Annotated in this window: 16 protein-coding genes, 2 tRNA genes, 3 rRNA genes and 2 pseudogenes; 10 read left to right on the forward strand and 13 right to left on the reverse strand. The window is 38.9% G+C overall.

Translation table 11 applies throughout. From position 1 onward, the window contains the following. Complete coding sequence (ltnD, locus tag L4F93_RS03870) at positions 1 to 909, reverse strand: L-threonate dehydrogenase (RefSeq protein ID WP_250351206.1); 909 nt, start codon at positions 907 to 909, stop codon at positions 1 to 3. Positions 910 to 1,081: 172 nt separating this feature from the next. Here ltnD and L4F93_RS03875 point away from each other — a divergent pair, with 172 nt between their 5' ends. Further along, positions 1,082 to 1,840, forward strand: coding sequence for a DeoR/GlpR family DNA-binding transcription regulator (locus tag L4F93_RS03875; RefSeq protein ID WP_250351621.1), 759 nt, complete (start codon positions 1,082 to 1,084; stop codon positions 1,838 to 1,840). A 269-nt stretch (positions 1,841 to 2,109) separates the two neighbouring features. On the opposite strand, the gene rrf is transcribed toward L4F93_RS03875, so the two are convergent. The 7 genes and pseudogenes from rrf to L4F93_RS03910 all read right to left on the reverse strand — a co-directional run. Further along, positions 2,110 to 2,225, reverse strand: a 5S ribosomal RNA gene (gene rrf, locus L4F93_RS03880). Between the two features lie 113 nt (positions 2,226 to 2,338). After that, positions 2,339 to 5,237 (reverse strand): 23S ribosomal RNA (locus L4F93_RS03885). A gap of 308 nt (positions 5,238 to 5,545) precedes the next feature. Further along, positions 5,546 to 5,621, reverse strand: a tRNA-Ala gene (locus L4F93_RS03890). 25 nt (positions 5,622 to 5,646) lie between these two features. Continuing rightward, positions 5,647 to 5,723, reverse strand: a tRNA-Ile gene (locus L4F93_RS03895). Between the two features lie 80 nt (positions 5,724 to 5,803). Continuing rightward, positions 5,804 to 7,346, reverse strand: a 16S ribosomal RNA gene (locus tag L4F93_RS03900). Together the 16S, 23S and 5S rRNA genes with 2 tRNA genes alongside form the textbook arrangement of a ribosomal RNA operon. A 344-nt stretch (positions 7,347 to 7,690) precedes the next feature. Further along, the gene (locus L4F93_RS03905) at positions 7,691 to 8,341 is read right to left on the reverse strand and encodes a TfoX/Sxy family DNA transformation protein (RefSeq protein WP_250351207.1); all 651 of its coding nucleotides are present in this window, start codon (positions 8,339 to 8,341) and stop codon (positions 7,691 to 7,693) included. 449 nt (positions 8,342 to 8,790) lie between these two features. Further along, a pseudogene (locus L4F93_RS03910) lies at positions 8,791 to 9,008 on the reverse strand (transposase); the annotation flags it as partial. Positions 9,009 to 9,139: 131 nt separating this feature from the next. Between L4F93_RS03910 and L4F93_RS03915 the strand changes: the two are divergent. The 6 genes and pseudogenes from L4F93_RS03915 (at position 9,140) to rarD (ending at position 15,477) form a co-directional block, all read left to right on the forward strand. After that, the gene (locus L4F93_RS03915) at positions 9,140 to 9,304 is read left to right on the forward strand and encodes a helix-turn-helix domain-containing protein (protein ID WP_250351208.1); all 165 of its coding nucleotides are present in this window, start codon (positions 9,140 to 9,142) and stop codon (positions 9,302 to 9,304) included. A 133-nt stretch (positions 9,305 to 9,437) separates the two neighbouring features. Further along, positions 9,438 to 11,705 carry a restriction endonuclease subunit M gene (locus tag L4F93_RS03920; protein ID WP_250351209.1) on the forward strand — a complete coding sequence of 756 codons (2,268 nt, stop codon included), beginning with the start codon at positions 9,438 to 9,440 and terminating at the stop codon, positions 11,703 to 11,705. Next, complete coding sequence (locus L4F93_RS03925; RefSeq protein ID WP_250351210.1) at positions 11,692 to 13,038, forward strand: restriction endonuclease subunit S; 1,347 nt, start codon at positions 11,692 to 11,694, stop codon at positions 13,036 to 13,038. The genes L4F93_RS03920 and L4F93_RS03925 overlap by 14 nt, the downstream gene beginning before the upstream one ends. Before the next feature lie 258 nt (positions 13,039 to 13,296). Then, positions 13,297 to 13,431 (forward strand): annotated as a pseudogene (locus L4F93_RS03930) (IS1595 family transposase); the annotation flags it as partial. A 246-nt stretch (positions 13,432 to 13,677) separates the two neighbouring features. After that, a complete protein-coding gene (gene ilvY / locus L4F93_RS03935; RefSeq protein ID WP_250351211.1) occupies positions 13,678 to 14,556 on the forward strand; it encodes an HTH-type transcriptional activator IlvY in 879 nt (292 codons plus the stop codon). A 36-nt stretch (positions 14,557 to 14,592) separates the two neighbouring features. Next, positions 14,593 to 15,477 carry an EamA family transporter RarD gene (gene rarD / locus L4F93_RS03940; RefSeq protein WP_250351212.1) on the forward strand — a complete coding sequence of 295 codons (885 nt, stop codon included), beginning with the start codon at positions 14,593 to 14,595 and terminating at the stop codon, positions 15,475 to 15,477. Between the two features lie 169 nt (positions 15,478 to 15,646). Here the strand turns inward: rarD and L4F93_RS03945 are convergent, their stop codons facing one another. Continuing rightward, positions 15,647 to 17,557: an ABC transporter ATP-binding protein gene (locus L4F93_RS03945; protein ID WP_250351213.1), complete on the reverse strand. Its 1,911-nt coding sequence runs from the start codon at positions 17,555 to 17,557 to the stop codon at positions 15,647 to 15,649. A 188-nt stretch (positions 17,558 to 17,745) separates the two neighbouring features. Between L4F93_RS03945 and L4F93_RS03950 the strand changes: the two genes are divergently transcribed. From L4F93_RS03950 to L4F93_RS03960, 3 genes are read left to right on the forward strand one after another with little or no spacing between them, the layout of a single operon-like run. After that, on the forward strand, positions 17,746 to 18,000 hold the full coding sequence (locus L4F93_RS03950) for an oxaloacetate decarboxylase subunit gamma (RefSeq protein ID WP_250351214.1): 255 nt from the start codon (positions 17,746 to 17,748) through the stop codon (positions 17,998 to 18,000). A 24-nt stretch (positions 18,001 to 18,024) separates the two neighbouring features. Then, complete coding sequence (gene oadA, locus L4F93_RS03955) at positions 18,025 to 19,854, forward strand: sodium-extruding oxaloacetate decarboxylase subunit alpha (RefSeq protein ID WP_250351215.1); 1,830 nt, start codon at positions 18,025 to 18,027, stop codon at positions 19,852 to 19,854. A gap of 13 nt (positions 19,855 to 19,867) precedes the next feature. Further along, positions 19,868 to 21,172 (forward strand): sodium ion-translocating decarboxylase subunit beta, encoded by a 1,305-nt coding sequence (locus L4F93_RS03960; RefSeq protein ID WP_250351216.1) that lies wholly within the window; start codon positions 19,868 to 19,870, stop codon positions 21,170 to 21,172. Between the two features lie 389 nt (positions 21,173 to 21,561). Here the strand turns inward: L4F93_RS03960 and L4F93_RS03965 are convergent, their stop codons facing one another. Genes L4F93_RS03965 through L4F93_RS03980 form a run of 4 tightly spaced genes read right to left on the reverse strand, consistent with a single transcriptional unit; the run spans position 21,562 to position 26,391 of the window. Continuing rightward, positions 21,562 to 22,788 (reverse strand): MFS transporter, encoded by a 1,227-nt coding sequence (locus L4F93_RS03965; protein ID WP_250351217.1) that lies wholly within the window; start codon positions 22,786 to 22,788, stop codon positions 21,562 to 21,564. Further along, entirely contained in the window at positions 22,775 to 24,061 is a 1,287-nt protein-coding gene (locus L4F93_RS03970; protein ID WP_250351218.1) for an ABC transporter, read from the reverse strand. The genes L4F93_RS03965 and L4F93_RS03970 overlap by 14 nt, the downstream gene beginning before the upstream one ends. 6 nt (positions 24,062 to 24,067) lie before the next feature. Further along, positions 24,068 to 25,414, reverse strand: a complete 1,347-nt coding sequence (locus L4F93_RS03975; RefSeq protein WP_250351219.1) for a hypothetical protein — start codon at positions 25,412 to 25,414, stop codon at positions 24,068 to 24,070. Between the two features lie 26 nt (positions 25,415 to 25,440). After that, positions 25,441 to 26,391 (reverse strand): ThiF family adenylyltransferase, encoded by a 951-nt coding sequence (locus L4F93_RS03980; protein ID WP_250351220.1) that lies wholly within the window; start codon positions 26,389 to 26,391, stop codon positions 25,441 to 25,443. Positions 26,392 to 26,514: the final 123 nt, after the last annotated feature.

A 26,514-nucleotide genomic window follows, 5' to 3' on the forward strand; every position in this document is an offset into this window, starting at 1 on the left:
TTAATTTCCCTCCTTTTTTGGTAACTCGATACCACTAAAAATTTTAATCACTGCGCTGTCATCTTCTTTTCCATAGCCAGCGTTGCTTGCTTCTGTAAACATTGAATAAGCCGTGCTTGCCAAGTGCAGTGGGAAATGGAGCGATTTTGCCGTGTCATTCACTAAGCCTAAATCTTTAACAAAAATATCAACCATTGAAAGTGGCGAGTAGTCCCCTTCGACAACGTGTTTCATTCGGTTTTCAAACATCCAAGAATTCCCTGCCGCATTGGTCACAACGTCATACATCAAATCAAGCGGAATACCTGCTTTAGCCGCTAACGCCATTGCTTCAGCACCTGCGGCAATATGTACACCAGCCAAGAGTTGGTGAATGATTTTCACTGTTGCGCCTAAACCAATTTCTTCACCGATGTTATAAACCTTACCTGCAACGGCAGTTAATACAGGCTGTAATTTCTCAAAAGCTTGTTTTGAACCTGATGCCATTACTGTCATTTCTCCTGCCGCTGCTTTTGCAGCACCACCAGAAACAGGCGCATCTAGCATAAGCAAACCTAGCTCTGTTAATTTTTGTGAAATTTCTTTCGCATCTTGTGCAGAAATTGTAGAAGAAACCATCACTGCTGTTCCTGGTTTTAAATGCTGAGCTAAGCCGTTTTCCCCAAATAATACCGCATTCACTTGTGTAGCATTGACCACCAATAAAATGACAGCATCTAATTGCTGTGAAAAATCCACCGCACTTTGACTCACCGCTTTCGCACCATATTGTTTTAAGGTTTCTAAGGCGGCAGGGTTGAGATCTACACCATAGGTATTTAACCCTGCATTCACGCAAGATTTCGCTGCGCCCATTCCCATCGCCCCTAAGCCAATAACTGCAACTGAATAATTTTTCATTCCCATTCTCCTCTGCAATAATGATTAAGATGCAAGTCATTTTACCTATTCTGAAATAAAAAACTGCGACAAAGATCACAATATTTAACATTAAATGTTAAATATTGTTAATTCATTAAATAGGATTTTTCTGAGAAAGACTTTATAATAGGGGAAATTAATCCTTTCGGAGTATGTGATGATTCCTGCAGAGCGACAAAAACAACTGCTTAATCTTATTCGACAGCATAATATTATTAGTATCGCACAATTAGTCGAAGCACTTGGCGTATCCCATATGACAATCCGCCGAGATATTCAAAAACTAGAGCAAGAAGGGCGTGTGGTTTCCGTTTCTGGTGGTGTAAAATTATTAGAACATTTATCAGATGAACTTACTCATAACGCAAAATCTTTACTCTCTACATCACAGAAAGAAAATATCGGTATTTGTGCCGCCCAATCCATTCCACAAAATACAACAATCTATTTAGATGCAGGCACGACAACACTGGAAATCGCCCATCGAATTATTGATAGGGAAGATCTCTTGGTGGTTACCAATGATTTTATTATCGCAGATTTTCTAATGAAAAATGGGCAATGTGAGTTGATACACTGCGGCGGAACGGTAAATAAATCTAATTATTCTTCAGTGGGTGAATTAGCAGCCCAACTCTTAAGGCAACTGGCTATTGATATTGCCTTTATTTCCACCTCCTCTTGGAATTTAAAAGGGCTTACTACACCAGATGAAAACAAACTGCCAGTGAAGCGCGCGATTTTGCAATCTAGCCAACGGAAAGTTTTAGTATCAGATTCGTCTAAATACGGAAAAAGTGCAACTTTTCATATTTGTACATTAAATGAATTTGATCGAATTATTTCCGATCAGGATTTATTAGACAATGCACAAAAAGCCATTCTAGAAATGAAGATTAATTTAGCATTAGTGTGATCCTATGCCTTAATCAATAATTTATTTGAGGTATAGAAGATAAGGTGATTTTCCTTTTTCTATAATCGTTTAAAATGAAAATAAGGCAAGGCGACAGCGACCGCTGCATACAGCTAATACATACAACATAAGGGACTAGTAATAACCATATTATTTTTATTTGAAATGACTATAGCCTATTCATTCTCAGTGATGCTTATCTGCTTTTATTCCCTAAAAAACAAAAAACGCCACTGAGTTCCCTCAATGGCGTTCTTCTTTCATTCAAAACCTGGCGGTGCCCTACTCTCACATGGGAAACTCCCACACTACCATCGGCGTTACAGCGTTTCACTTCTAAGTTCGGCATGGATTTAGGTGGGTCCACTGCACTAACGCCGCCAAGATAATTCTTTCGCTTATCTAAAGCTTATCTCTCTTATCTACAGACTTCAAAGCATTCCGCTCTAAAATCCCTACTCTCTCAATCAAAAACAAGCCAAAACCCTTGAGTGTTGTATAGTTAAGCCTCTCGGGCAATTAGTACTGGTTAGCTCAACGACTCACATCGCTTACACACCCAGCCTATCTACGTCTTAGTCTCAAACAACCCTTACCAACTTAAAGTCGGGGAGAACTCATCTTAAGGCAAGTTTCGTGCTTAGATGCTTTCAGCACTTATCTCTTCCGCATTTAGCTACCCAGCAGTGCCTCTGGCGAGACAACTGGTACACCAGTGATGCGTCCACTCCGGTCCTCTCGTACTAGGAGCAGCCCCTCTCAATTCTCCAACGCCCACGGCAGATAGGGACCGAACTGTCTCACGACGTTCTAAACCCAGCTCGCGTACCACTTTAAATGGCGAACAGCCATACCCTTGGGACCTACTTCAGCCCCAGGATGTGATGAGCCGACATCGAGGTGCCAAACACCGCCGTCGATATGAACTCTTGGGCGGTATCAGCCTGTTATCCCCGGAGTACCTTTTATCCGTTGAGCGATGGCCCTTCCATTCAGAACCACCGGATCACTATGACCTGCTTTCGCACCTGCTCGACTTGTCTGTCTCGCAGTTAAGCTTGCTTATACCATTGCACTAACCTGACGATGTCCGACCGTCATTAGCAAACCTTCGTGCTCCTCCGTTACCCTTTGGGAGGAGACCGCCCCAGTCAAACTACCCACCAGACACTGTCCGAACACCCGTTTCAGGCGCTTCGTTAGAACATCAAACGTTAAAGGGTGGTATTTCAACAACGACTCCACGATAACTGGCGTTACCGCTTCATAGTCTCCCACCTATCCTACACATCAAAATTCAAGGTTCAGTGTCAAGCTATAGTAAAGGTTCACGGGGTCTTTCCGTCTAGCCGCGGGTACACCGCATCTTCACGGCGATTTCAATTTCACTGAGTCTCGGGTGGAGACAGCCTGGCCATCATTATGCCATTCGTGCAGGTCGGAACTTACCCGACAAGGAATTTCGCTACCTTAGGACCGTTATAGTTACGGCCGCCGTTTACTGGGGCTTCGATCAGGAGCTTCTCTTTCGATTACACCATCAATTAACCTTCCAGCACCGGGCAGGCATCACACCCTATACGTCCACTTTCGTGTTTGCAGAGTGCTGTGTTTTTAATAAACAGTTGCAGCCAGCTGGTATCTTCGACTGGTTCATGCTCCATTCGCAAAGAACTTCACACTACGCCAGCGCACCTTCTCCCGAAGTTACGGTGCTATTTTGCCTAGTTCCTTCACCCGAGTTCTCTCAAGCGCCTGAGTATTCTCTACCTGACCACCTGTGTCGGTTTTCAGTACGGTTTAGTAAAGCCTGAAGCTTAGTGGCTTTTCCTGGAAGTGTGGTATCAGTTACTTCAGCTCCGTAGAGCCTCGTCATCATCTCTCTGTGTTGACAGTAGACCGGATTTGCCTAGTCTACCCACCTACCAACTTAAACGTACATTTCCAACAGTACGCTAACCTAACCTTCTCCGTCCCCACATCGCAGCTTTACCAAGTACGGGAATATTAACCCGTTTCCCATCGACTACGCTTTTCAGCCTCGCCTTAGGGGCCGACTCACCCTGCCCCGATTAACGTTGGACAGGAACCCTTGGTCTTCCGGCGAACGGGTTTTTCACCCGTTTTATCGTTACTTATGTCAGCATTCGCACTTGTGATACGTCCAGCAAACCTCTCAATTCACCTTCTTCCGCTTACACAACGCTCCCCTACCCAACAATCTTTCGATTGATGCCGCAGCTTCGGTACTATATTTTAGCCCCGTTACATCTTCCGCGCAGGCCGACTCGACTAGTGAGCTATTACGCTTTCTTTAAATGGTGGCTGCTTCTAAGCCAACATCCTAGCTGTCTAAGCCTTCCCACTTCGTTTCCCACTTAATATAGATTTTGGGACCTTAGCTGGCGGTCTGGGTTGTTTCCCTCTCCACGACGGACGTTAGCACCCGCCGTGTGTCTCCTGTGCAGTACTCTTTGGTATTCGGAGTTTGCATCGGTTTGGTAACCCGGGATGGGCCCCTAGCCGAAACAGTGCTCTACCCCCAAAGGTATTCACACAAGGCTCTACCTAAATAGATTTCGGGGAGAACCAGCTATCTCCCGGTTTGATTGGCCTTTCACCCCCAGCCACAGGTCATCCGCTAATTTTTCAACATTAGTCGGTTCGGTCCTCCAGTTAGTGTTACCCAACCTTCAACCTGCCCATGGCTAGATCACCGGGTTTCGGGTCTATACCTTGCAACTCATCGCCCAGTTAAGACTCGGTTTCCCTTCGGCTCCCTTATTCAGTTAACCTCGCTACAAAATATAAGTCGCTGACCCATTATACAAAAGGTACGCAGTCACCCCAAAGGGCTCCCACTGCTTGTACGTACAGGGTTTCAGGTTCTATTTCACTCCCCTCACCGGGGTTCTTTTCGCCTTTCCTTCACAGTACTGGTTCACTATCGGTCAATCAGGAGTATTTAGCCTTGGAGGATGGTCCCCCCATCTTCAAACAGGATTCCTCGTGTCCCGCCCTACTTCTCGTAAGCTTAGTACCACACGCGATTTTTTAGATACGGGGCTATCACCCTGTTTCGCTTGACTTCCCAGTCAATTCTCCTAAATCACTTGCTATCACTTACTGGCTACTCCGCTTTCGCTCGCCGCTACTCACAGAATCTCGGTTGATTTCTTTTCCTCGGGGTACTTAGATGTTTCAGTTCTCCCGGTTCGCCTTGTTTACCTAGTTTATTCAGTAAACAATGATAGGTTCTTCACCTATCGGGTTTCCCCATTCGGACATCGTGGGTTAAACGCTTCTTATCAACTCACCCACGCTTTTCGCAGATTAGCACGTCCTTCTTCGCCTCTGATTGCCAAGGCATCCGCCCTGTACGCTTTCTCACTTAACTATACAACCTCAAGGATTTTTTCCTTAAAGCTATCATCGTCATTCGTTGAGAATCGCTTACTTGCTTTTGTTCAAGTAAGTCTTCTTCTACTCAGACTTCTTCAATTCAGTGATAAACTTTATCCTTTATCACCGGCTTGAAAGTCTCTTCAGTTTTCAGCTTGTTTTTACATTGTTAAAGAGCAAATAGGATAATACTGATTTTGTGTACTATCATTACTAAATTCTCTGACTAAAATCTATCTTAAGTACACTTACTTAAGACAATCTAAAAGAACTTACTAATGATTTACATCTCATTAAATGATTTGGTGGAGATAAGCGGGATCGAACCGCTGACCTCCTGCGTGCAAGGCAGGCGCTCTCCCAGCTGAGCTATATCCCCAATCATTTCTTCTTCATCACTTGAGTGGTGGGTCTGAGTGGACTTGAACCACCGACCTCACCCTTATCAGGGGTGCGCTCTAACCACCTGAGCTACAGACCCTCAAGGATTCGGGTATTCCTTTGCTTCTCATTGTCTAACATCAATCAACCAATCTGTGTGAACATTCGTCTTCTCTTCGGTAAGGAGGTGATCCAACCGCAGGTTCCCCTACGGTTACCTTGTTACGACTTCACCCCAGTCATGAATCATACCGTGGTAAACGCCCCCCTCTCGGTTAAGCTATCTACTTCTGGTACAACCCACTCCCATGGTGTGACGGGCGGTGTGTACAAGGCCCGGGAACGTATTCACCGCGACATTCTGATTCGCGATTACTAGCGATTCCGACTTCATGGAGTCGAGTTGCAGACTCCAATCCGGACTTAGATGCACTTTCTGAGATTCGCTCACCCTCGCAGGCTCGCTTCCCTCTGTATGCACCATTGTAGCACGTGTGTAGCCCTACTCGTAAGGGCCATGATGACTTGACGTCATCCCCACCTTCCTCCAGTTTATCACTGGCAGTCTCCTTTGAGTTCCCACCCATAGTGCTGGCAACAAAGGATAAGGGTTGCGCTCGTTGCGGGACTTAACCCAACATTTCACAACACGAGCTGACGACAGCCATGCAGCACCTGTCTCAAAGTTCCCGAAGGCACAAACTCATCTCTGAGTTCTTCTTTGGATGTCAAGAGTAGGTAAGGTTCTTCGCGTTGCATCGAATTAAACCACATGCTCCACCGCTTGTGCGGGCCCCCGTCAATTCATTTGAGTTTTAACCTTGCGGCCGTACTCCCCAGGCGGTCGATTTATCACGTTAGCTACGGGCGCCAAGCTCAAAGCCCAACCCCCAAATCGACAGCGTTTACAGCGTGGACTACCAGGGTATCTAATCCTGTTTGCTCCCCACGCTTTCGCACATGAGCGTCAGTATCTCCCCAAGGGGCTGCCTTCGCCTTCGGTATTCCTCCACATCTCTACGCATTTCACCGCTACACGTGGAATTCTACCCCTCCCTAGAGTACTCTAGTAAACCAGTCTGAAATGCAATTCCCAAGTTAAGCTCGGGGATTTCACATCTCACTTAATTTACCGCCTGCGTGCCCTTTACGCCCAGTTATTCCGATTAACGCTCGCACCCTCCGTATTACCGCGGCTGCTGGCACGGAGTTAGCCGGTGCTTCTTCTGTGACTAACGTCAAATCAACGTGCTATTAACACGTCCACCTTCCTCATCACCGAAAGAACTTTACAACCCGAAGGCCTTCTTCATTCACGCGGCATGGCTGCGTCAGGGTTCCCCCCATTGCGCAATATTCCCCACTGCTGCCTCCCGTAGGAGTCTGGGCCGTGTCTCAGTCCCAGTGTGGCTGGTCATCCTCTCAGACCAGCTAGAGATCGCAGGCTTGGTAGGCCTTTACCCCACCAACTACCTAATCCCACTTGGGCTCACCTTATGGCTAGTGGCCTTGCGGTCCCACTACTTTAATCCTCAGATATTACGCGGTCTTAGCCATCGTTTCCAATGGTTATCCCCCTCCATAAAACAGATTCCCAAACATTACTCACCCGTCCGCCACTCGTCAGCATCGAAAGCAAGCTTTCAACCCGTTACCGTTCGACTTGCATGTGTTAAGCCTGCCGCCAGCGTTCAATCTGAGCCATGATCAAACTCTTCAGTTTAATCTCGCTCAATGAATACATAACGTTATATTCTTTTCGAATCTCAAGTTAAGCATCATTGATTTCTAAATTTTAAATCTTTTTGAAAATCAACGAATGCCCACACAGATTGTCTGATTGATTGTTAAAGAGCAAAAAAGAACGACGCGATTTGTATCATCTTAATTTCTACAACGTCGCGTCGTTGTGTGCGGCGTATTATAGACATCTCGAAAATCTTTGCAAGTGTTTTTTTACAAATTTTTACAAAAAATTTTAAAAATATTGTAAGTGATTATTTAGAAAACAAAGTGCGGTGAAAAAACTTACATTTTTGTTTATATTCCACCGCAATACAGCAAATATTAATCCTTAATAGGATCAATCGCTCTCATTCCTTCTTTAGCAAGGGCTGCATTTAACGCCTCTAATGCTTTTTCTTTTTCCTCTTGTGTAAGCATCATTGCGTGCTTTCTTAAAGAAGCCGCTTTTAGATTCCAGAAGAAGTGCAAATTAACACTGAACCCTGCTTTTTTAAGCGTTATATAGCAGTATTCAGCGCCCGCCTTTAAAAAATCATCAAAAGAACGAATCCCAATTTTATTTAAAAGGCGCTCGTGTCTAACAGATAAGTTCACTCGACCTCGAATTAAATCGACCTTTGCCATTTCTTTCTGATTTCTACCTTCTTCTATTTGCTCAATTGACCATAGAATCAGAGATTTATATAAATCTTTATTTTCTCTAACTTTATCAGGAAGAAGATAAAAATTTATACCGCAAGAAACCGGCTTTTCAGAATGTTCCATATAAGGTATTGCGCCTTGGCTCTCCAAATATTGCGCTAATTTCCCAACAGCTCTTAGATAAAAGCAATTATCTTGGAATAAACCAAACATTGATTTTGCCTGAAAAATTCCATAGCTATTAAACACGCCTTTCGCAGACACTTCCCCAATAAGTTCACTGAGTTCTTTTCTAATTTCAAATGTTAGAGTGCTAGTAATACTCATCATACATCTCCTCGCATTTCGGTTAATTATTAAAGTGGCTAAAGTTATATCACATAAAATGTCTCTTTTTGATGAATATTTTCAACTAATTATCATTTTTGCGACACTGATCGTAAATCTACAACATCATCCCCTTTTAGCATCTAAAACACGATAGAATAGTTTCCTTTTCCATCTTTTATTTAAATGGTATTTTCTACTTAATTTTGAGTATATTTTCAAAAATTTTGGAGGTATGGACAAAATTGAGTCTGATTTCCCAATAGCGTAACCCTAATAAACATTTTTTCTGCTATGGCTTTATTTTTAACTTCAATGACAAATAACATCCTTTATAAATATCATTTTATGTTCATTTGTTAGTCCTTAGTGAAAAATTAATTTCGCTTTCATTTGCCTTTGAAATAGCGTTTATGACTTTGGTAGGTGCAAAACTTCGTATCGTATTCATCGGTTTGAATCGGCAATTTGTGATTAAACAAAAATCGTGCCTGACGTAATGCTAAAGGTATGCTTACAATGTTTGCACTACCATTGCTTATGAGTAGAGATGAAATAGGCTTGATACTGTACACCGCATTTCGGACACACGACATTCTTTTCACTTCCCCAACGCAAGGTGTAAAGCATCGAAAACGCTTCCCGCATCAGATAGATGAGCTATCTTGATAGGTGCAAGCGTTCAGGCTTTGCTTGTGAGAAGAAAATGAGATGCCATATTGCGGTTATATCTTGATCAAATTAAAATATGAAACCATCTGCATACCAGATAGATTGAAACAAATTTTAGAAGTAAAAGGCATGCGCCTTAAAGAGTTCTCAGAACTAACTGGAATATCTTATCGTTCAGCAATGAATTACTTGAATGAAGGGCGTGATCCAAATTTGGACGGATTAGTAAAAATTCACGAAACATTAGGAATTAGTATTACTTGGCTATCAACAGGTAATGGGGCAATGTTCTAATCAGCAACCAAAAAAAGTAATATGTCTAATCAAGAAGAAAAGTTAATAGCTGATTACCGTTCAATGCCTGAAAATTTTAAAGAAACCTTTGCAATTTCTTTTAAAGAAATTTCAGATAGGCAATAAATTATACTTGACAAACGAATTTAAGGATCAAAAAAATGAGTCAGTCAGTCAGTCAGTCAGTCAGTCAGTCAGTCAGTCAGTCAGTCAGTCAGTCAGTCAGTCAGTCAGTCAGTCAGTCAGTCAGTCAGTCAGTCAGTCAGTCAGTGATTTTATCGCCCTTGGCATAAAGCACAAGCTGATTTCTATTTCATCTGAAAACCGCATTGAATATCTATTCGAACAGCGTTCCCGCAATTTTGCCAATCCCGAAGAACAAGTACAGGCGGAAATTTATTGCCGTCTGATTTTGCAATACGGCTACCCTAAAGAACAAATCCGCAATTTTGTTTCAGTAACGATGGGTTCTAGCACCAAAGAAGCTGATATTGTGGTTTACCGTGATGCCGAATGCCAACAGCCGCACATATTGGTGGAATGTAAAAAAGCCGAGGTCTCCGAAGCAGAATTTATTCAAGCAGTCAACCAAGCCTATTCTTACGCTTACGCCCTGCCGAATAATGTCAAATTCGTATGGGTAACATCATCCATCAAAAACGAATATTTTTCTGTCGATAAAAGTAAAAATAGCCGTACTACTCTGCCCGATATTCCTCCATTTGGTGTGGATAATCTCGCCAGCTATAAATTTGTCAAAGGGGGAAAACTGTCCACTGAAAAAGGCAAACAGCAGTTCTTTGATTTACAAATTGTTGATGAAGCCGATTTAACCCGCCGTTTTAAACAAGCTCATAACGCATTATGGGCGGGAGGACAGCTTAATCCATCCGAAGCTTTTGACGAATTAGACAAGCTGATTTTCTGCAAAATTTGGGACGAGCGTAAACTACGAAAAGACGGTACGCCTTACGACTTTCAAATTATGCTGGATTTTGACGAGAAAAACGAGGATGGCGTAAAGAAAAACAATCAAGCCTTATTTGATCGTATTACCGCGCTGTATGCAGAAGGTCGAGCCAAAGATCCCGAAGTTTTTAAAGACAACATCCGCTTGTCGCCCGAACGAGTGCGTACCATTGTCGGCTATTTGCAAGATGTCAATTTAAGCAAAACCGACCTTGACAGCAAAGGGCGTGCCTTTGAAACCTTTATGGATTCGTTTTTCCGTGGCAGTTTTGGGCAATATTTCACCCCACGCCGCATTGTGAAATTTATCGTCGATGTCTTGCCGATAACCCACGATAGCTTCGTACTGGATACCAGTTGCGGCAGCGGTGGCTTCCTGCTGCACGCCTTGGATAAAGTCCGCTGTGAAGCCGATGAATATTATCCGCAAGGCAGTACCGAGCATTTCCGCCATTGGCACGATTTTGCCGAGAAAAAACTCTACGGCATTGAGATTAACGAACAAATCAGCCGCGCCGCCAAAATGAATATGATTATTCACGATGACGGGCATACTAATGTGATTTCTGCTGATGGCTTGTTAAGCGACATCGAGCTACAAAATCAAAGCAATAATATTGGCTTTAAATATAATCACTTCGACTTTATCATCACTAATCCGCCATTTGGTAATATAGTCAAGCAAACCGAAAAGGCTTATTTGTCTAATTACGGCTTTGGTTTAAAAGATGTTTCTTGGCTAGATACTAAAAACAGTGGTGTACAGAACCGAGATAGTCAAGCCACTGAAATATTATTTATTGAGCAATGCTATAACTTTTTGAAACCAAACGGCTATTTGGCAATCGTTATTCCAGACGGTATTTTAACCAACAGCAGTCTGCAATATGTGCGTGATAGCATTGAAGAAAAATTCCGTATTATCGCCGTAGTTAGCCTACCACAAACTGCGTTTAAAGCCACTGGTGCAGGCGTAAAAAGCAGCGTATTGTTTTTGCGTAAATACGATGCTGCCGAAACCACACGCATCAGCGGTATCAAGCAAGATATTCAAACCACTGTGAAAAACCATCGTCAATATGAAATCACCTTAAAAATGTGGGAGCGCGAGAAAAAAACCGTCTTAAAAAATGCCACAAGTGTGGATTTTGAAGGCGATTTAAAAGCCTTTAAAGAAACCTCTGCTTACAAAGAATGGAAAGAGGGAATTAACAGAGAATACAGCAACAAAATTGCCGAACTCAAAGAAACTCTGCTAGACGATTACCTTGCTCAAAAACGCACCCAACTGCCTGATTATCCGATATTTATGGCAATCGCCGAACATATTGGTTATGACGCCACTGGCAAAGACACCTCTATCAACGAGCTGGACACCATCAGCACAGAATTGGCACGCTTTATTGAAGGAGTGAATAATGGCGAATTTTAATTTTCAGACAGCATTAACGCACGGACAAATGTTTTTGGTGCAGTCGGGGGAGTTGGACGGGCGATTAGATCCTTTATATTATCAGACACTTGAAAATTTTATTTTTGCTAAACAAAAGCATTATCCCGTTAGCAAAATGTCTGATTGCATTGATATGCAAAGGGGGCGATTTGGACACCGCCCAAGAAATGACCCCGCATTATACGGTGGTAAATACCCATTTATTCAAACAGGTGATATTGTTAAAGCCAGTATGAATGCTGGCAATATTCCGTACAGCCAAACTTTAAATGAATTGGGTTTAAAAACCAGCAAACTACAAACGAAAAAAGCCGTCATCGTTACAATTGCTGCAAATATCGGCGATACGGCAATTTTAGATTATCCAGCTTGTTATCCTGATAGCTTGATTGCTTTAACGCCAAAATCAGATAATTTACGGTTGGAATATATCAATATTTATTTCAAATACATTAAATCATATTTGGAAAATTTGGCTCCGCAAGCGGCTCAAAAAAACATCAATTATCAGCAGTTAGCCCCTACGCCGATCGTTATTCCCCCCTTGATGATACAAGATAAAATCATTGCAAAATATCAACAAACTATTAAGGAAAAACAGAAAAAAGAAAAACAAGCCCAAACCCTATTGAACAGCATTAACGCCTATCTTTTAAACGAGTTGCAAATCACATTACCTGAAACTGATAACCGCCTAGAAAACCGTATATTTACCGTACAGATGAGTGAAATATCAGGCAGGGCTTTTGATGCAGAAAGCCAATTTAACAAGCATTACCGCATTCAAGGCGGAAAATACGCTAACAAGAGGTTAGATAAATTAGCTTTTTTGCAAAAAGGACAAAGCATTACTTCCGATGATGTGATTGCTGGCGATTATCCTGTGATTGCAGGTGGACAAAGTAGTCCTTACACCCACCATATCGCCAACCATAATGGCAATGTGATTACTGTGAGTGCTAGCGGTTCAGCAGGTTATGTGTGGTATCACGATTATCCTATTTTTGCCTCGGATTGCACGATGATTTTTTCTAAAAATGAAGATGAAATTTCAACAGAATTTTTAGCGGAAGTATTAAAGCTAAAACAGCAAGAAATTTACAGTTTAGCAAAAGGTGGAGTTCAAACTCATGTTTATGCTAAGGATTTAGCTTTATTGCAAATCCCTGTTCCATCTCCGAAAATCCAACAAAAAATCATCACTCATATCCGCCAAATTCGCCAACAAGCTTCCAATTTACGCCAGCAAGCTAATGAGCAACTAGTTCAAACTAAAGTGGAAATTGAACAAATGATTTTGGGAGTAAGTTAATGGATATTAGCAGGTATAGTAGAGTGATCTTTAGGTAATTTTACCTACTTACGTAGGTTATAATGACTTAAATACTGTATTAAAAACAAATATATTAACCATATTACAAAATAGAGGATATATATAAAGTTTTTGCTCCCACCTATTTTGATAGGTGGGAATTTTTATACGTTTTACCTTAATCTCTGTTCATTTTAAGGATAGCATTACTTAAAATATCAGCAACCAAACGCATCAAAAAATTTCCCTTAACATAATCCAGACAGTATCGTTTTCACAGATTTCTACAAAGGTTATGATGTATTGAATGTGAGTAAATTTAATCATTTACACATCAATACAGCACACATTTTACAGAAAAACAAAATCAACATTAACGGAGTTGAGATTTTTTTAATCAAGCCAGTCTCATTATCTAGTACAATTCCAAAATTACTCTAATTCAACCTAAATTTTTCTGCGTTAATCTTAATAAGGATGTATAGTAATAACCGTAGAAAGTTAAGTGCGGTGATTTTTTTACAAATTTTGGTAAGTACAGATCTATATGTTTACCCACTTAAGCTTATCATTCCTATCATTAGGAAACACACAGATGAGTCCTCTGCAATAAAACCTCTTTTTATCGAGAAAAACTTAATGGAATTTCAAGATCTTAAACTATTTATTGATTTAGCTGAAAATAAACATTTTGCCAAAACAGCAGAACAGCATTATATGTCGCCTTCTACCCTTTCACGGCAAATTAAACGGATTGAAGAGGCGTTAGGGGAAACTTTGTTATTACGCGATAATCGTAAGGTTTCTCTCACACCCGCTGGGGAGTTGTTTTTACAATTTGCTTATCAACAATGGCAACAATGGTTATCTTTAAAACAGCAATTTCATACCAATCAGCAAGAATTACAAGGTGAATTAAGGCTATTTTGTTCGGTTACCGCCGCGTATAGCCATTTGCCCCAAATGTTAGAAAAATTTCGTTTGCGTTACCCCAAAGTAGAAATTCAGCTCACTACGGGTGATCCTGCCCAAGCGTTAGAAATGATCCAGCGCCAGCAAGTGGATTTAGCTTTAGCAGGACGACCTGCGCATTTACCACAAAATGTAATGTTTCATTATATTGATGCTATCACCCTTTCCCTCATTGCGCCACGCGTTGCTTGCGCAACCACGCAATTATTGCAGCAAATGCCTATTGATTGGCAAAAAGTTCCCTTTATTTTGCCCGTAGAAGGGCCTGCTAGACAGCGAATTGATCAATGGTTTCAGCAGAAAAAAATTAAACATCCCACAATCTATGCGACAGTATCAGGACACGAAGGAATTGTCTCAATGGTAGCGCTCGGTTGTGGTGTCGCCTTATTGCCTGATGTCGTGATCGAAAATAGCCCACTTAATTCACAGGTTTCAACATTAACCATTGATACGCCAGTACAGCCTTTTGATTTAGGGCTTTGTATGCAAAAGAACCGTTTAAATTTGCCCTTAGTTCGTGCATTTTGGCAAATGTTAGAGTAAAGTGCGGTTATCATTTCATTTAAATTTAGGTGGGTTATGTTAAAAGGGATTGGCTTTTCACTTTTGGCTTCAATGCTATTTGGCTACATTTATTACTTTTCCACGTTATTACTTCCATTAAGTGGCGAAGATATTTTTGGCTATCGTGTTGTTTTTACTGCGCCTTTTGTGATTGCAGCGGTGTTTATTTTCCGCCAAAAATATATGCTGATCGCTCACTTAAAACGAATTAAACGCGAGCCTTGGTTACTGCTTGTTTTCTTATTTAATGGCAGTATGATGGGGTTTCAAATGTGGCTTTTTTTGTGGGCGCCAAACAATGGAGGTGCATTGAGCGTTTCCCTTGGTTATTTGCTATTACCTCTTGTTTTAGTGGCAGCAGGGCGGATTTTCTTTAAAGAACGCATCTCCCCACTTAAATTTCTTGCCATTATCATCGCCGCAATTGGTATTGGTTTTAACATTTATAGCAAAGGAGGGCTTTCTTGGGAAAGCCTTGCGGTGTGTGGCTATGCTATTTATTTTATGATGCGAAAATGGTTTAAGCTCAATGATATTACCAGCTTCGCCATTGAAATGGTTCTGACCTTACCCGTGTGTATCTATTTTGCCGCTCAAGTAAACATTGCAGAAGTGCAGTTGGTGAATCCCCATATTTTGTCTTTATTATTTCTACTCGGCTTACTCAGTGGCATTGCCTTTAATGCTTACATTATGGCAAGCAGTCTATTGCCAATTAATGTGCTAGGACTATTAGGTTACGCCGAACCGATAATGATGCTCGCCGTTTCGTTGTTTATTGGGGAAAATATTGACGCGGAAAATTATCCGCTCTTTTTATCGTTAATGATTGGAATGGGCTTGATCATCATTGATGGATTACGAGTAATACAGCGAAAAACAACGCCTGTCAGTTACTAAATACACGCCATTTTTTGCATAAAGAAATGTGAAGTGCGGTGCAAATTTTACAGAATTTTTAGCTTCTTCTACACAGACTTATTTTAGTTGTTTATACAAAATATAAAAAATACAAGAGCGAATAATTCATTCACCCAAAAAATACTAAAAAAAGCACCGCACTTTCGTTTTAACCGCCTAATAGCGTTTCAATTTCTTCCTGCACGGTGAACCATTCAATTTCAGCCGTTTCTAACTGTTTTTTATATTCCGCCTGATCTTTTAAAAGTGCGGTAAGATTTTCTTTCATTTCTGGTTGATACAGATCGCTATTGGCAAGTTGTTGTTCTATCTCTGCAAGTTGTTGAGCAATGCTATCCATTTTGTTTTCCCATTGCGTAAGCGATTTCTTCAATGGGGCAAGTTGCTGACGGCGTTCTGCTTCTTTGCGTTTTTGTTCTTTGCGATTTTGACTGCTTTCTTTATTGCTTTCTATTTTGGCAGAAGGCTGGCTTTGGCTGTTTTGTTCGTTAAGCCATTTTTGGTAATCCGCCAAATCACCTTTAAATTCTTCTACTTGCCCATCGTGAACGAGATAAAATTCATCTACCGTATTGCGTAATAAATGGCGATCGTGAGAAACGATGACGAGCGAACCTTGATAATCTACCAATGCTTCCGTTAAGGCTTGACGCATATCTAAATCTAAATGGTTCGTCGGCTCATCTAATAAAAGTAAATTTGGGCGTTGCCAAACAATCAATGCTAATACTAAGCGCGCTTTTTCCCCACCTGAAAAATTAACCACTGGCTCATTAACTTTATCACCATGGAAAGCAAAACTGCCGAGATAATCGCGCAATTGTTGCTCTGTTTGCTGTGGGACAAGTTTTTGTAAATGCCATAAGGCGGTTTCTTCTGCTCGAAGTGTATCTAATTGATGCTGGGCGAAATAACCTAGCTGCACGCCTTTTGCAAGCTGAATATTGCCTGAAAGTGCGGTGATTTCTGCCGCTAATAATTTGATTAAAGTGGATTTCCCCGCGCCATTTTTACCTAGCAAACCAATACGTGAACCCGGTACCAGATTTAATTTTATTTGTTTAAGAATTTCTGTGGTTTGTCCGTTATTTTCATAACCTGCACTCACTTTCTCCATTGAAAGCAATGGGTTAGGTAATGCGAACGGTTCACGAAATTCAAAGGCAAAGGGATTATCCACATAAGCGGGTGCGATAAGCTCCATACGCGCCAAGGCTTTCATTCGGCTTTGTGCTTGTTTGGCTTTGGTGGCTTTCGCCTTAAAACGATCGATATATTTTTGTAAATGTGAAATTTTTTGTTGCTGTTGGCGATAAAGTGCGCTTTGTTGTGCTAATTTTTCCGCACGTTGTTTTTCAAAAGAGGAATAATCCCCGGTATATTCATTAATTCTTTGATTTTCAATATGCAGAATTTTATCTACCACAGGATCAAGAAAATCGCGATCGTGAGAGATCAAAACTAGCGTACCTTGATACTGTTGTAACCAGCGCTCAAGCCAGATCACTGCATCTAAATCTAAGTGGTTGGTGGGTTCATCAAGTAACAACAGATCGGAAGGACATAGCAAGGCTTGTGCTAAATTCAGACGCATACGCCAACCACCCGAAAAAGCACTCACAGGCTGGCTAAGGGCATCTTGACTAAAGCCCAATCCATTTAACAATGCCGCCGCTCGCGCTTGGATTGTCCACGCATCAATGGTATCTAACTGTTCGTGAATGCGCGCAATCGCATTGCCGTCATTGTTTAGATTAGCTTGTTCTAGCTGTTGCTGTAACGTGACATATTGGCGATCACCTAAAATCACATAATCCAGAGCAGAAATAGCAAGCGCTGGGGTTTCTTGATTCACCCAAGAGATTGCCCAATTTGAGGGATAGCTCACCTCTCCGCCCTCTGCACTAATTTCTTTTTTGAGTAACGCGAGTAGCGAGGATTTGCCACAGCCATTTTTGCCTACCAAGCCGACTTTTTGCTTGGGATTAATGGTTGCATTGGCATTTTCTAGCAACGTAGTTTGCCCACGTTTTAACGAAAGGTTGGTAAATAAAATCATTAAATTTCGGTTTATCTCTGATCAACAAAACGGTTATTTTCCACGTTTTTATAAAAATTGCCAATTATTCCAATTTTTTATTGGAAATTTTTTAAAAACCCTTTTCAACAATGTGATCTAGTTCAATTTTTTTCAATAAAAAACAGGCTATGATACAAAATGCTGTTTTACATCTTTGAGGTATAAAAATGACAAACGCTGAACTTATGCAAGAAGGCATAAACTTGATGCTTTCGGGGATGGGGTTTGTACTGGTTTTCTTATTAATCCTAATTTTTGCGATTGGATTAATGTCGAAACTGGTAAATCGCTTTTTTCCTGAGCCAGTTCTCAGCCCACCTGCACCGATAAAAGCACAACCCACTCAAACAGATGATTTAGAAAGATTACGCCCAATTATTGTGGCGGCGATTGCACACCATCGCCGTAACCAAGGGCATTAAATTGATTACGTTGGAGAAAAGACAATGACTGTTGAAAAGAAAAAAATTGCTGTAACTGATGTTGTTTTACGTGACGCTCACCAATCTCTTTTTGCGACGCGTTTACGTCTTGAGGATATGTTACCTATCGCCGCCGAGCTTGATGAAATTGGTTACTGGTCGCTTGAAGCGTGGGGAGGCGCGACCTTTGATGCGTGTATTCGTTTTCTAGGTGAAGATCCTTGGGTACGTTTGCGTGAATTAAAAAAAGCAATGCCGAAAACACCACTACAAATGTTGTTACGTGGGCAAAATTTACTTGGCTATCGCCATTATGCTGATGATGTGGTCGATCGTTTTGTGGAACGTGCTGTCGCAAATGGAATGAGCGTCTTCCGTGTCTTTGATGCAATGAATGATCCACGTAATATGAAACAAGCCTTACAAGCTGTGCGTAAAAATGGCGGACACGCGCAAGGTACGCTCAGTTATACCACTAGCCCTGTGCATACTTTACAAACTTGGCTTGACACCACAGAACAATTATTAGCAATCGGCATTGATTCTCTGGTAATTAAAGATATGTCCGGCATTCTTTCTCCAATGGAAGCATATCACTTAGTCAGTGAGATAAAATCCCGCTTTGATGTTCAACTTCACCTTCACTGCCACGCCACAACGGGAATGGCAGAAATGGCATTGTTAAAAGCCATTGAAGCAGGCGTAGATGGCGTGGATACGGCCATTTCTTCAATGAGTGGAACTTATGGACATCCAGCCACAGAAGCCTTGGTCGCCACCTTAAAAGGCACACCTTATGATACGGGATTAGATATTCAAAAATTAGAGAAAATTGCTGCTTATTTCCGCGATGTTCGTAAAAAATATCATAAATTTGAGGGGCAATTAAAAGGCGTTGATAGCCGTATTTTAGTGGCACAAGTACCGGGTGGAATGCTCACGAACCTTGAAAGCCAATTAAAACAACAAAATGCCTCCGATAAATTGGATTTAGTATTGCAAGAAATTCCAAAAGTGCGGGAAGATTTAGGCTATATTCCATTGGTTACTCCAACCTCTCAAATTGTCGGCACACAGTCGGTGATTAATGTATTAATGGGTGAACGCTATAAAACCATTGCGAAAGAAACCGCAGGGATTTTAAAAGGCGAATATGGTCGTACACCAGCGCCGGTAAATGCAGAATTACAAGCCCGTGTATTAGAGGGTGGCGCACCAATTACCGATCGCCCCGCGGATCATCTTGAGCCAGAAATGGAAAAATTGATCTCAGAAATAAAACAACAGGCGAAAGAAAAAGGTATTAAGCTCTCTGATAATGAAATTGATGATGTGCTGATCGTGGCATTATTCCCACAAGTTGGCTTGAAATTCCTCGAAAATCGAGGCAATCCTGATGCCTTTGAACCGGCACCAAGTGAAGTTCAAGCCGGTGAAAAAACATCACAAAAAACAACCGCACTTGAAAAACAACGCACTTCAGGTTCCGCAGTTTATACTGTAGAGTTAGAAGGCAAAGCCTTTGTGGTGAAAGTAAGCGAGGGTGGTGATATTAATCAAATCACGCCTGTTGCCCCACAACCTGTTCAAACTGCGCCACAGCCATCTCCAGCGTCTCAACCCGCTCCGCAAACAGCCTCAGGCACTGCCGTGACCGCACCAATGGCTGGCACAATTTGGAAAGTGGTGGCAACCGAGGGGCAAAAAGTGGCAGAGGGTGATGTATTGCTTATTCTTGAAGCGATGAAAATGGAAACGGAAATTCGTGCTTCGCAAGCAGGAACAGTGCAAAACATCAGCGTGAAAGCCGGTGATTCTGTTGCTGTAGGCGATACCTTATTAACCTTAGCATAAGTGCGGGGGAAAAATGGAAAGTATTTTATCTTTACTACGAGGAATGGGCATTATGCACCTAGAATGGGGGCAGGCGGTGATGATTGGCGTCAGCCTTCTGCTCTTATGGCTTGCCATTGCCCGTAAATTTGAGCCCTTGTTATTATTGCCTATTGGTTTTGGTGGACTGCTCTCTAATATTCCAGAAGCTGGATTAGCCATGACCGCGCTGGATAACTTGCTACATAATGGAACAAGCCAACAGCTCGCGATTATTGCCAGTAAATTAGGTACTATAGCAGATCCTATTGCCATTAAAGCCGCACTTAACAATGCCTTACCTTCTGTACAAAATGAATTAGAAGTCATAGCAGGCGATATGGGTTATAGTGCTGGGGTGTTAGCATTATTCTATAAAGTAGCGATTGGTTATGGCGTTGCCCCCCTCATCATTTTTATGGGCGTAGGAGCAATGACGGATTTCGGCCCCCTCCTTGCTAATCCACGAACATTACTCTTAGGGGCAGCAGCTCAATTTGGGATTTTTGCCACAGTATTAGGGGCATTAGGGTTAAACTGGCTTGGTATTATTGACTTTACCCTACCACAAGCCGCCGCAATCGGCATTATTGGCGGAGCAGACGGCCCAACCGCCATTTACCTCGCCAGCAAACTCGCTCCTGAATTATTAGGCGCAATTGCAGTTGCCGCTTATTCTTATATGGCATTAGTTCCACTTATTCAACCGCCAATAATGAAAGCCCTTACCTCACAACAAGAGCGTAAAATTAGAATGGTGCAAATGCGTACGGTGAGTAATCGCGAAAAAATCTTGTTTCCAATCGTGTTATTAGTGCTTGTCGCATTACTGTTACCTGATGCAGCACCATTATTAGGTATGTTCTGCTTTGGTAATTTAATGCGTGTGAGCGGTGTGGTTGAACGTTTAAATGATACGGCACAAAATGCCCTCATTAATATCGTAACAATCTTCTTAGGGCTTTCTGTCGGGGCAAAATTGGTCGCAGATAAATTCCTACAACCACAAACCCTTGGCATTTTATTATTAGGAATGATCGCTTTTGCTATCGGCACGGCATCTGGTGTGTTAATGGCAAAATTAATGAACCGCTTTAGCAAAAATCCAATTAACCCGCTTATTGGTGCCGCAGGTGTATCTGCCGTACCAATGGCGGCTCGTGTTGCGAACAAAATTGGTTTAGAAGCCGATCACCAAAACTTCCTGTTAATGCACGCAATGGGACCAAATGTCGCTGGCGTTATTGGATCTGCCATCGCAGCTGGGGTAATGTTGAAATATATTTCAGCTATTATGTAAAAGCACATAAAAAAGCCACCTTAGGGTGGCTTTTTTACTTCACACTTCACACTTCACACTTCACACTTCATTCTTCATTCTTCATTCTTCATTCTTCATTCTTCATTCTTCATTCTTCATTCTTCATTCTTCATTCTTCATTCTTCATTCTTCATTCTTCATTCTTCATTCTTCATTCTTCATTCTTCATTCTTCATTCTTCATTCTTCATTCTTCATTCTTCATTCTTCATTCTTCATTCTTCATTCTTCATTCTTCATTCTTCATTCTTCATTCTTCATTCTTCATTCTTCATTCTTCATTCTTCATTCTTCATTCTTCATTCTTCATTCTTCATTCTTCATTCTTCATTCTTCATTCTTCATTCTTCATTCTTCATTCTTCATTCTTCATTCTTCATGAATGGTTATGGATTTTCTTTCCCTACGCAAATAATATATAAACAATCCCAAAGCAATCACTGCCGCCAAAATAGCATACAGCGTAATTAATTTGCTTAACACATATTGCTCAGAAAAATAGCCGATAAGTCCAAAAGTACCCACCATAATTAAAGAACCTAAAGAATTTGCTACAGACTGTAAAAAGCTGCGCTGATCAGAGGCAATACGATGATTTAAAATGACATTTAAAGAGGTATCAATAATTTCATAACAAATTAATAAGAATACAAATTGAATTATCATCATTGAGGCTGAAGGGAAAACATAACTCACCATTAACATTAAACATAACATCACTAAGAAAATGATAATGGATTTCTGCTCCGTAATCTTTTCTGCAATATGCCCTGAAATGACCGATGAAAAAGCACTAAAAATAAATGACCCAGAGTACACTAATCCAATTAATGCCATATTTATGGAAAACTCTGCTAATATTTCTTGATAGTACAACGCAATGGAGCTGAACACGCCTTGTAAAATCCCGATAACTAGAATCAGTAAAGCAACGGGGTGTGCAATGAGCATAAAAAATAACGCTTTTTTCGACCGCACTTCTATTTCTTGAAGATCAACAGCCCCATCAGCAGCCACGGTCTCACCTTGCGTTTTTTGCGCCAGATAAACATCCCCCACCGTCATCATTAGCCCAAATGCAATAAATTGTGCGGCAATACCTAAATAAAAAACCCAGTCCCAATATTGTTGATCCGCAATCCAGCCCCCAATGAAAGAACTGAAAGCCAAAGCACCAATAGAAAGTGCATTATATAATCCGAAGATTTTATGATAATGTTGTTGCTTATTTTGATAGTGTAAATCATCATATAACAAAGCACGATCGGCGCCAGAAATTAATGCAAGCGCAAAACCAAAAATAATAAAAGCACTAAATGCCATTATTAGATTTGATATATGCAACATTAAAAACAAATAAATGACCGCAAAAAGCCCACCTAGTAGAATAATATTCTTGCGTCCTAAGCGATCAGCAATTTTCCCTGAAGGAATTTCAAATAAAAACATTGTGGCATTTAATGCAATTTGGATTAAAGAGATTTCATAAATGGAAAAGCCTTTCTGCTGTAAATATAAAATCCAAATACTTCGCTCAAAAAACAAATTTGAGAAAAAACCAAACAGCAATAAGATTTTAATATTATTTTTTTTCATAAAAGTATCTCTTCATCTTGAAATAAATCACAAATTCACGCAATATATTTAAATCTTTAATAGTATATAAATTTTTCAAAGAAAAAAGTATATCTCTCCTCTTCAATGTCTTTTTAATAGATAATATATAACAATAAACCTTATATTTAAAATAAATCACTTTAGACAATAAATCTAATACATCATCAATATTCCTAAAATCATCATCAATCATCTTTAAGTAACCCCTAGTTGTATCATACTTGAAATCTTGAATAGTATTCCAATTTAACCTTTCAAAAAAAGGAATATAATTAGCTAATGCAGACTCTACATAAAAGTATTTTTTATTAATCAATCTTAATGTTCGATTTATAAAAATCTTACTTATTCCACATCCTCTAACCAAAGGATGAAGAATAATCCTATAAATGACACTTAAGTTTTTATTAATATAGACAAGACTATCTTCTTCTTCCTCTTTACTATATGGATTCCTATAAGCAATAACACCAACAATTAAATCATTATATATTAATTTATAATAAACCTGTTGATATAAATCAGCAACCTCCTTTGAGCAAGAGGGAAAATAATGATATTTTTCTAATAATAAATAGTCCTCATAAGAGGCTTTCAATATTTTTAAATTTTTAAGAAAAGGATTCTGAACTCTACTAGAATTATAATTATAGTTTGAAACTATAACATTAGAGTGTAAATCTAACAAAATATGCTGATTAGGAAACAAATAATCTTTTATACAAATATCATTAGATATTAATATAAAATTAACCCCCTCCTTAGCTGAAACTCTACTTATATTAAAACTAAGAAAATACGAGGTATCTCTATCTAATGTACTACAAAACTCATCACAATATATATTTTTCACCCCTCTAGAAATAATTAAAGCAAATTTAAACCTAAACTTCTGACCTGTAGATAGATTATTGAATGTAGTCAAATATAAGTATGGCTCAGATAATCCACATAAATTTAAATAGTAAATAGATTTTTCAAAATCTCTATCTATTACATCTATAATTGGTATATTTTTATCAAATTTTTCATTATCTATATCAACATATTCAAACTTATTTTTTAAATATTTACCAATAATAGTTTTACCTACTCCAGAAATTCCACTAATTAGAGTAATACCATATAATTTCTCTATAGACTCAATTGAAGAAAAATCAAATAAACATCTCTCTAAATTAACTATCCCAAACAATTTACAAGTCAAAGATGTTTTTTTACTATTATTAAAACTCAAAGAAACCTTAGTCATTCTTCATCACTCCTTAATTAGATTAAATCTATACAATCCATTTTCATCTATGTAAAATGCATCCGCTTTAAGAGATTTTAAATAAGTAAAATTGAGACTACATATTGGAAAAATTTTAGAATTCAAAGTTAAAAAACGATCTACTATCTCTTTATAAACATCACCATCAATATATGAATTTACTAAACTCATATACTCTTCTCTACGATCATCTCTAATATATTTTGCATAAAATATCATCTCATTAAGTTCACTGTAGTAAACCAAAGATGACAAACTTAAATATATATCATATTTATCCTTATCCAAAGATATATAATTTAATATATCAAATTTACATATAGAAACGGAAAATCCCACTCCCTCTAAAACATCCTTCAAATGGGATATTATTATATCATTTGGATAATAATCTGGATATGCTATACTAACATCCCTTTTTCTCAAAGGAACTATTAATTCATTATCAATAACAGATTTATAAGTATTTTTATCAATTAAAGAATAATCTTTAAGCATGCTAATTATTTTATTAAATTGAGACTCCAAAAAATTAGTCATTTTTTCTAATAGAAAATTTTTTATATATAAAAGATCTTCAGAAACAGTCAGAAAAAATAGTATACTAGACGTATCTATATTAACATCTTTACCTAATAAAGAAATATAATGATCAGGAAAATATGTAGCACTAGTTATATCAATTTTATTTTCATAAAATAAACTAATAGGTCTAATCAAATCCTTACAAAGGATAAAATTTATTTTATTTATAAAAAAATCATTTTTTATTCTAAAATAAGGATTTCTTTCAACTATAACATTAAAAGTTCCAATCTTAGATAATATAAAACATCCATTTGATACTGTATTTACAGGGATTCCATTTTCAAAATAAACTGGAGCAAACTCAATACAAGAAAAAACATCATAATAATTTACATGATAGCTTAAATAGATTATAATCTTATTATCATGGTCGAAATTAGTAATCCCTATTTTAAACTCTCTACCATTATACAGATAATCAGAGACTCCCTCAATAAAGTCCAAATAATAAGAATATTTTGTTTTATGTTTTATTTGATAAAGTAAAGACTGATATATGTCGGAAGAGGTTATACGATTTCCATTAGACCAGTATATATCTTTCTTAAACTCAAGTACGACCATATTATCTATAACATAATGTCTTTGAATATAATAACTATTATACTCCTTTTCATTTTTATATTTAAAAAAAAGTGGCTCATATAAACTAGATAAAATACATTTAGCAGAAAAATCTTGATACTCGAACGGAAGTAATCTTCCAAAAGGAGCATCCAAAATCACTCTTAATTCATTATTCATCGTAGACCCCCTCTGATATATTCAAATTAAAACAAGCTTACTTTATATTCATCAAAACTTATAACCTTTGATAGATATAGCCTTTCATCCTTAGGATTAGCCCAAAATTTTAAGATATCATGAGACATAAAAGATCCAATTATATTATTAGTTGTAGAAATAGATCCTTCTATTATATCCTCGCTAAAACGACTATTATTAAAAGAAAATATATCATCTTTATATATCATATTTTTAATACAAATTGGTCCCCAAAAACCACTATAGATTCCTACTCCACCAAATATACTAGGTATATCTAACTCTTGAGCAACACTAAAAATCATCTGCCTTATATTAGATGGATGATCTGCTGCATTTACAATAAAGTCAGGAGAATACTTATGGCATATATTTTTTATTATTTCTACATCTTCTATATAACTTTTTATAACTTGAACATCAATGCCATCAAAATGATTACATATATAGCTTCTTACAGTCTCTACTTTAGATTTTCCTATATCTTTTCTATTAAAAAAACCTTGTCTATTTAAATTAGATATATCAATAATGTCACCATCAATAAGAACAAAGCTCTTCACACCAAAATTAAGTAAATTTTTTATTATTACTTGACCAATCCCTCCACAGCCTAAAATTAAAACCCTCTTACAACAGATATCTTTATAAAAATCTATTGGAGTAAACTCTTTTCTTTCAGTAAAAGATAATAAACTTTCAAAAAAATATATATTCTTACAAAATCTATCATTTTTTAAATGATTATAGTAAAAAGGAACAACTAAATCCTGTCCTACCAAAAAATCATATATTTCATCATCAAGTATAGATATATCAAAAACTCTATTAGCTAAAATATTAAAATAATATTTTTCTAGATCGTCTATACTGTATAATCTATTTCCATATAACAAAAAACATGTACTATTAGAGTACTTCAAAATTACGTCCTTTTTAAGCTGCATTTTTTTCATAAAAAAATCTCTTGACAATCGTTTTTATTTAAGACATAAGAAAAAAGCTTGTTTTGCAAGCAGATTTTTATCACAATTTAATCAAAATAGGAGCAAAAGATGAAAAAAAATACAACCACTCAA

This window comes from Avibacterium sp. 20-132 (assembly GCF_023611925.1).
Classification (GTDB): domain Bacteria; phylum Pseudomonadota; class Gammaproteobacteria; order Enterobacterales; family Pasteurellaceae; genus Avibacterium.